The sequence below is a fragment of the Methylobacterium crusticola genome (genome assembly GCF_003574465.1).
Taxonomy (GTDB): Bacteria; Pseudomonadota; Alphaproteobacteria; order Rhizobiales; family Beijerinckiaceae; genus Methylobacterium; species Methylobacterium crusticola.
This window is the reverse complement of sequence record NZ_QOWC01000331.1, coordinates 1-5,838: the sequence shown is the minus strand read 5'-3', so window position 1 is coordinate 5,838 and position 5,838 is coordinate 1. Positions and strand designations below refer to the sequence as shown.

5 protein-coding genes are annotated in these 5,838 nt (G+C 75.9%); 2 read left to right on the top strand and 3 right to left on the bottom strand.

Features of this window, described 5'->3' with window-relative positions; all coding sequences use genetic code 11:
- The first annotated feature begins 145 nt into the window (after positions 1-145).
- Both DT057_RS33725 and DT057_RS33720 read left to right on the top strand, forming a co-directional pair.
- A complete protein-coding gene (locus tag DT057_RS33725; protein ID WP_128566370.1) occupies positions 146-457 on the top strand; it encodes an Rdx family protein in 312 nt (103 codons plus the stop codon).
- A 44-nt stretch (positions 458-501) separates the two neighbouring features.
- Positions 502-3,033, top strand: a complete 2,532-nt coding sequence (locus DT057_RS33720; protein WP_128566369.1) for a sensor histidine kinase — start codon at positions 502-504, stop codon at positions 3,031-3,033.
- Positions 3,034-3,043: 10 nt separating this feature from the next.
- Here DT057_RS33720 and DT057_RS37110 read toward each other — a convergent pair whose 3' ends face one another.
- The 3 genes from DT057_RS37110 to DT057_RS33705 form a co-directional block, all read right to left on the bottom strand.
- Positions 3,044-3,190, bottom strand: coding sequence for a hypothetical protein (locus tag DT057_RS37110; RefSeq protein WP_238313412.1), 147 nt, complete (start codon positions 3,188-3,190; stop codon positions 3,044-3,046).
- 234 nt (positions 3,191-3,424) lie between these two features.
- Positions 3,425-3,862, bottom strand: coding sequence for an acyl-CoA thioesterase (locus tag DT057_RS33710; RefSeq protein WP_128566368.1), 438 nt, complete (start codon positions 3,860-3,862; stop codon positions 3,425-3,427).
- Positions 3,863-4,375: 513 nt separating this feature from the next.
- Positions 4,376-5,590 carry an ABC transporter substrate-binding protein gene (locus tag DT057_RS33705; RefSeq protein ID WP_128566367.1) on the bottom strand — a complete coding sequence of 405 codons (1,215 nt, stop codon included), beginning with the start codon at positions 5,588-5,590 and terminating at the stop codon, positions 4,376-4,378.
- Positions 5,591-5,838 lie beyond the last annotated feature (248 nt).

Below are 5,838 nucleotides of genomic sequence, written 5' to 3'. Positions count from 1 at the left end.
GGACCCGGCGCGCCGGCACGCCGCCCGCGGGCGCCGCGCCGGCTCGGCCGACCGCGCGGGATCGTCGCGCAAGGCCCGCTCCCCGGGACCGGAGGGCACCGACACAGTTGACAACCGCGCCCGATCGGGACGGAGTCGCGCCAGCATGAGCGAAGCCGCCCCCCTCCCGGACGCCGACGCCGCGAAGCCCAAGGTGGCCATCACCTACTGCACGCAGTGCGGCTGGCTCCTGCGGGCCGGCTGGATGGCGCAGGAGCTGCTCTCGACCTTCAAGGACGACCTCGGCGAGGTCGCGCTGATCCCCGGCCGCGGGGGGGCGTTCGCGATCACCTGCGGCGGGGCGCTGATCTGGGAGCGCAAGCGCGACGGCGGGTTCCCCGACATCAAGACCCTGAAGCAGCGGGTGCGCGATCGCGTCGAGCCGGGACGCGACCTCGGCCACATCGACCGGGGCTGATCCGCGATGGCGAAGGGCAGGCCCCGCGACGGCGGGGCGCGATCGTGATCCGGCGCCGGCTGAACGCCCTGCGGCAGGACGGGCTCTCGACCAAGGTCTACCTCGTCGCCCTCGCGATCGCGCTGATCGGGCCGGGCCTGATCTTCACCGCCGTGCTGCTCGGCCGCTACGCCGCCCTCGAGCGCACCCGCTTCGAGCAGGACGCCCGCGAGAGCGTGCGCGGCATCGCGCTCACGATCGACCGGGACATCGCCGGGCTGGTCTCGGTGCTCCAGACCCTCGCCAGCACGCCGCGCCTGCGCGAGGGCGGCTTCGAGGGCTTCGAGCGGCAGGCCCGGGCGGTGCAGGACACCACCGGCCTCAACCTGGCGCTGCGGCGGCCCGACGGCACCCAGATCGTCAACACGGCCCTGCCGGCGGGCGCGCCCCTGCCCCTCGACCCGCAGCCCTACGACGCCGAGATCGTCGCCTCGCGCCGGCCGCTGGTCACCGGGGCGCAGGCGGGACCGGCCGGGCAGCCCCCGACCTACGCGGTCGCGGTGCCGGTGACGGCCGACGGCGCGGTGGCCTCCATCCTCAGCCTGACGGTGCCGGTCGCGCGCCTGCACCAGATCCTGGCGCACGACCCGGCGCCCGGCTGGGTCACCGGGATCGTCGACCGCGCCGGCATCCTGCTCGCCCGCTCGGAGGACCACGCGGCCCTCGCCGGCCAGCCGATGCTGTCCGCCCTGCGGGGGCGCCCGGCGGGCAGCGAGAGCATCTGGGAGGGCCTCGACCGCCAGCGCCGGCCGGTGCTGTTCGTCGAGACCCGGACCCGGATCACCGGCTGGACCGTCGGGGCCAGCATCCCGAAGAAGACCGTCGAGGCCCCGCTCCAGCGCTGGGTGCTGGCGTTCGGGGGCTTTGGCCTGCTCGCCCTCGCGGTGTCCTCGGTCCTGGCGGTGCGGCTCTGGGCGCGGGTGGCCGAGCCGCTCGGCCAGCTCGCCGCCGCCGGCGGGGCGCTGGCGTCGGGCCAGCCGGTGCCGCGGGTCTCGACGCCGATCCGCGAGATCCGCCAGCTCGGCGACGTGCTGGCCGACGCCTCGGAGCGCCTGCGCCGGCGCATCGCCGAGCGCGACCGGGCGCTCGCCGAGCAGAGCCGGGGCCTCGCGGCCCTGCGCGAGAGCGAGGCGCGCTTCCGCCACATGGCGGATTCGGCCCCGGCCCTGATCTGGATGACGGACGCGGAGGGCGAGATCACCTTCGTGAACCTGCATTACGGCTACCTGTTCGGGCGCTCGGCCGAGACGCTGGCGGGCGAGCGCTGGCGCGAGATCGTTCACCCGGACGACCTCCCGGCCTTCGAGGCCGTCTTCCGGGACGCCTTCGCGGCCCGCCGGCCCTTCCGGGCCGAGACCCGGGTGCGCGACAAGCGCGGCGAGGTCCGCTGGCTCCTCTGCGAGGGCGTGCCCCGCCTCGACGACCAGAACCGCTTCCTCGGCTACACCGGCTGCAACGTCGACATCACGGAGGGCAAGCTCGCCGAGGCGGCCCTGCGCGCGAGCGAGGAGCGCCTGCGGCTGGCCCTCGCGGCCGGCCGGCTGGGCACCTGGGAGATCGACCTCGCCACCGGGCAGCACCGGCTCTCGGCCCGCTCGGCGGAGATCCTCGGGACCGCGCCCCTGTCCCGCGAGACCTGGATCCGGATCGTGCACCCGGAGGACCGGGCCCGCACCGAGACCGCCTTCGCGGCCCTCCTGGCCGGGGACGGCGAGTACCGGGCCGAGTTCCGGGTGCGGCCGGCGGGCGGCGCCCTGCGCTGGGTCAGCGCCCAGGCGATGGCGCAGCGCGACGCGGCGGGCCGGCCGATCCGGGTCATCGGCATCCACCAGGAGGTGACGGACCGCAAGCGGGCCGAGGAGCACCTGCGGCTCCTGGTCCACGAGCTCAACCACCGGGTCAAGAACACGCTCGCCACCGTCCAGTCGATCTCGATGCAGAGCCTGCGCGCCCTGCGCGGCCCGGAGGCGGACGCCGCCAAGGCAGCCTTCGAGGCCCGCCTGATCGCCCTCGCCCGCGCCCACGACGTGCTCACGCGCGAGAGCTGGGAGGGCGCCGAGCTCGCCGAGGTGGTGACGGACGCGGTCGCGGCCCTCGACGCGCCGGGGCCGCGGCCGCGCTTCGCCGTGGCGGGCCCTCCCGTGCGCCTGCCGCCCCGGATCGCCCTGTCCATCGCGATGGCGCTGCACGAGCTCGCCACCAACGCGGCCAAGTACGGCGCGCTCTCGGTCCCGGGCGGGCAGGTCGCCATCGCCTGGCAGGTCGAGGCGGGCGACCTGTGCCTGCGCTGGAGCGAGCACGGCGGGCCGCCGGTGGCGCCGCCGACCCGCACGGGGTTCGGCTCGCGCCTGATCGAGCGCAGCCTGGCCCGGGAGCTCGACGGCACCGTGACGCTGCGCTTCCCGCCCGAGGGCGTCGTCTGCACCATCCGGGCGCCCCTCGGCGAGCCGGGCGAGACCGGCCCGGAGACCGCGGCGGTGATGGAGGCCGAGCCCGGTTCGGAGCCGCGCCGGAAGGCGGCCGGATCGGGCGCCTGAGGCCGGCTCCTCACCCGCCCGCGAGGTCCTCCGGGAGGCCCAGCGCCTCCTCGGCCCGCCAGGACGGGAAGAAAAGGTAGTCGTAGTGGGCCGGGACCGGGTTGACGGCGATGCCGGCGCCGGCGAGCCGCGCCGCGGCGGCGGCCAGGAACCCCAACCGCCAGGAACTCCACCGCCAGGAGCGACGACGGGACCGCGGGCGTGATCAGTGTCGTCCTCTCGGCCTCGCGGACGGTCGTGACCGGCGCGGCGCCCTCTGGCGCGACGCCCTCCGGCGCGGCGGCGCCGGGCGCGAGCGTCACGCACACGCAGGCGCCGGGCCGGAGCTGCGGCGGGATCCCGCGCAGGAAGCCCGGCAGGTCGGTCTCGAAGGCCATCCCGGGCGCGGCGCTCACACCGCCAGGGGGTCCAGCACCCGCCGCAGCGCCTCGGGCAGCGGCACCGGGCGCTGGCTCGCGCGGTCGACGTAGACGTGGACGAAGTGCCCCTGCGCGGCGGCCTCGTCGTCGTCGTTGCGGAACAGCCCGACCTCGTAGCGCACGCTCGAGGTGCCGCGGTGCGCGACCCGGATCCCCGCCGTGACGCGGTCCGGGAAGGCCATGGAGCGGAAGTAGCGGCAGCCGGTCTCGACCACGAGGCCGATCACCGGGCTCCGCGCGATGTCGAGGGCGCCGTCCTCGATCAGCACCTGGTTCACGGCGGTGTCAAAGAAGGCGTAGTAGACCACGTTGTTGACGTGGCCGTAGACGTCGTTGTCGGCCCAGCGCGTGCCGATGGGGACGAAGCGCCGGTAGGCGGCGCGGGTCTCGGGGGGCGTTCGGCCGCTCACGGTGCCTCGGATGATCGCGACGGGGGGACCCGGCCCCGGCGGCAGCCGGGCCGGCGCACCGCGCAGGTGTAGGGCCGGCCGCTCGCGTCGATCAAGTCGCCGGCGGGCCCGGCGCACCAGAAGACCACCTCGGCGTCCCGGGCCACCTCGGGGTCGAGGGTTGAGGCCGCGCACCGCCCGGACCTCGCCCGGGTCGTTCTCCGCGCGGGCGCTGGCGCCCTCCGCCCGCACGATGCTGCCGCCGTCGTGGTCGTCGGGGACGCAGGCGAAGCGCACGTCCGCGAAGGCGAGCGCGCAGGTCTGCGTGGCGACGTGCCTCCCCGCCGTCGGGCGGGCCGGGACGGTCGGCCCCGGCGGGAGCGGCGCCCGGGGCGCGGCCCCCCGGCCCCGTCGCGCGCCCGCGCCCCGCGCAAGGGTGCGCCGAGCAGGGGTCGCCGCGCGGGGCTGAGGACCCCTCGTGCGGGCGTGCGCCTCGTGCGGGCGCGCGCCCCGGGCCGGGCGCCTCGCGTTCCCCTACTTCACCAGCGGGCAGCCGCCGTCCGCCAGGGGCCGGAACGCCTGGTCGCCCGGCACGGTGGCGAGCAGCTTGTAGTAGTCGTAGGGGCCCTTGCTGTCCGCCGGCGCCTTGACCTCGAACAGGAACAGGTCGTGGACCGCCCGGCCGTCCTGGCGCACCGTGACGCTGCCGAAGAGCGGATCGGCGATGGGCTTCTCGCGCAGCGCCGCCACCACCTTCTCGCCCTCGATCGTGCCGGTGTCGCGCACCGCCCGCAGGTAGGCCAGGGTGGCCGAGTAGACCCCGGCGTGGTTCTCGGTCGGCATGCGGCCGTTCATGCGCTCGCCGAAGCGCTTGGCGAAGGCGCGGGTGCCGTCCGTGCGGTCCCAGTAGAAGGCGCTTGCGAATTGCAGGCCCTGCGCCGCCTTGAGGCCGAGGGCGTGGACGTCCGAGAGCTGGATGAACAGGGCGGCGACCCGCATCTCCGGCATCAGCCCGAACTCGGCCGCCTGCTTGACCGCGTTGATCATGTCGGCGCCGGTGTCGGCGAGCGCCAGCACCTGGGCGCCCGCCCCTTGCGCGGAGAGCAGCGGCGAGGCGAAGTCGCCGGCGTTGAGGGGGTGCTTGGTCGATCCCTTGACGGTGCCGCCGGCGGCCTTGAGGGCGATCGTCGCGTCGCGCTCGAGGGCGTGGCCGAGGGCGTAGTCGACGGTGAGGAAGTACCAGGATTTCAGCCCGCGGCCCGCGATGGCGCGGGCGGTGGCCGACCCCTGCGCCCAGGTGTCCGAGACCCACTGCACCGTCGTGGGGGCGCAGGCCTTGCCGGTCATGTCCGAGGTGAGCGCGCTCGACGCCAGGGCGACCCGGTGGCGCTCCCGCATCAGGTTGGCGACCGCCAGCGCCACGGCCGAGTTCGGCAGGTCGACGATGGTCGAGACGCCCTCCTGGTCGAGCCAGCGCCGGGCGGTGGCGAGGCCGATATCGGGCTTGTTCTGGTGGTCCGCCGAGACGATCTCGACCTTGAGGTCGCCGGCCTCCTTGGCGAAGTCCTCCGCGGCGAGCTGGGCGGCGGTCACGGAGCCGATCCCGGCCTGGTCGGCGAAGGGTCCGCTCATGTCGCTGAGCACGCCGACCTTGATCGGGCCGGGCGCGTCCTGCGCCGGAGCCGGCGCGGCGAGCGCCAGCGACAGGGCGAGACCGGCCGCACCGGCAACGCGTGAGCGAAACGACATCGAGGGTCTCCGGACCAGCAGCGCCGCGGCCCGAGCGACCGCGGGCGCCTGTATGTCAGCCCGCCGCGGCGGCGTCGATCCGGAATTGATCGGACCGGTTGTGGAAGCCGCGGCCCGCGGCCCCGGCGGCGGCCCCGGCGCCCGCGGGCGCGACGGCCGGGGGCCGGATTGACCGGCGTTTCCCCTTGCTGCTAAGCATCGTGGCGACGGTTCCCTCCGGGGATCAAAAGGGAACGCGGTGCGGGCGG

Coding starts and splice junctions, on each gene's coding strand:
- DT057_RS33725 (WP_128566370.1), top strand. CDS start 146: ATGAGCGAAGCCGCCCCCCTCCCGGACGCCGACGCCGCGAAGCCCAAG.
- DT057_RS33705 (WP_128566367.1), bottom strand. CDS start 5,590: ATGTCGTTTCGCTCACGCGTTGCCGGTGCGGCCGGTCTCGCCCTGTCG.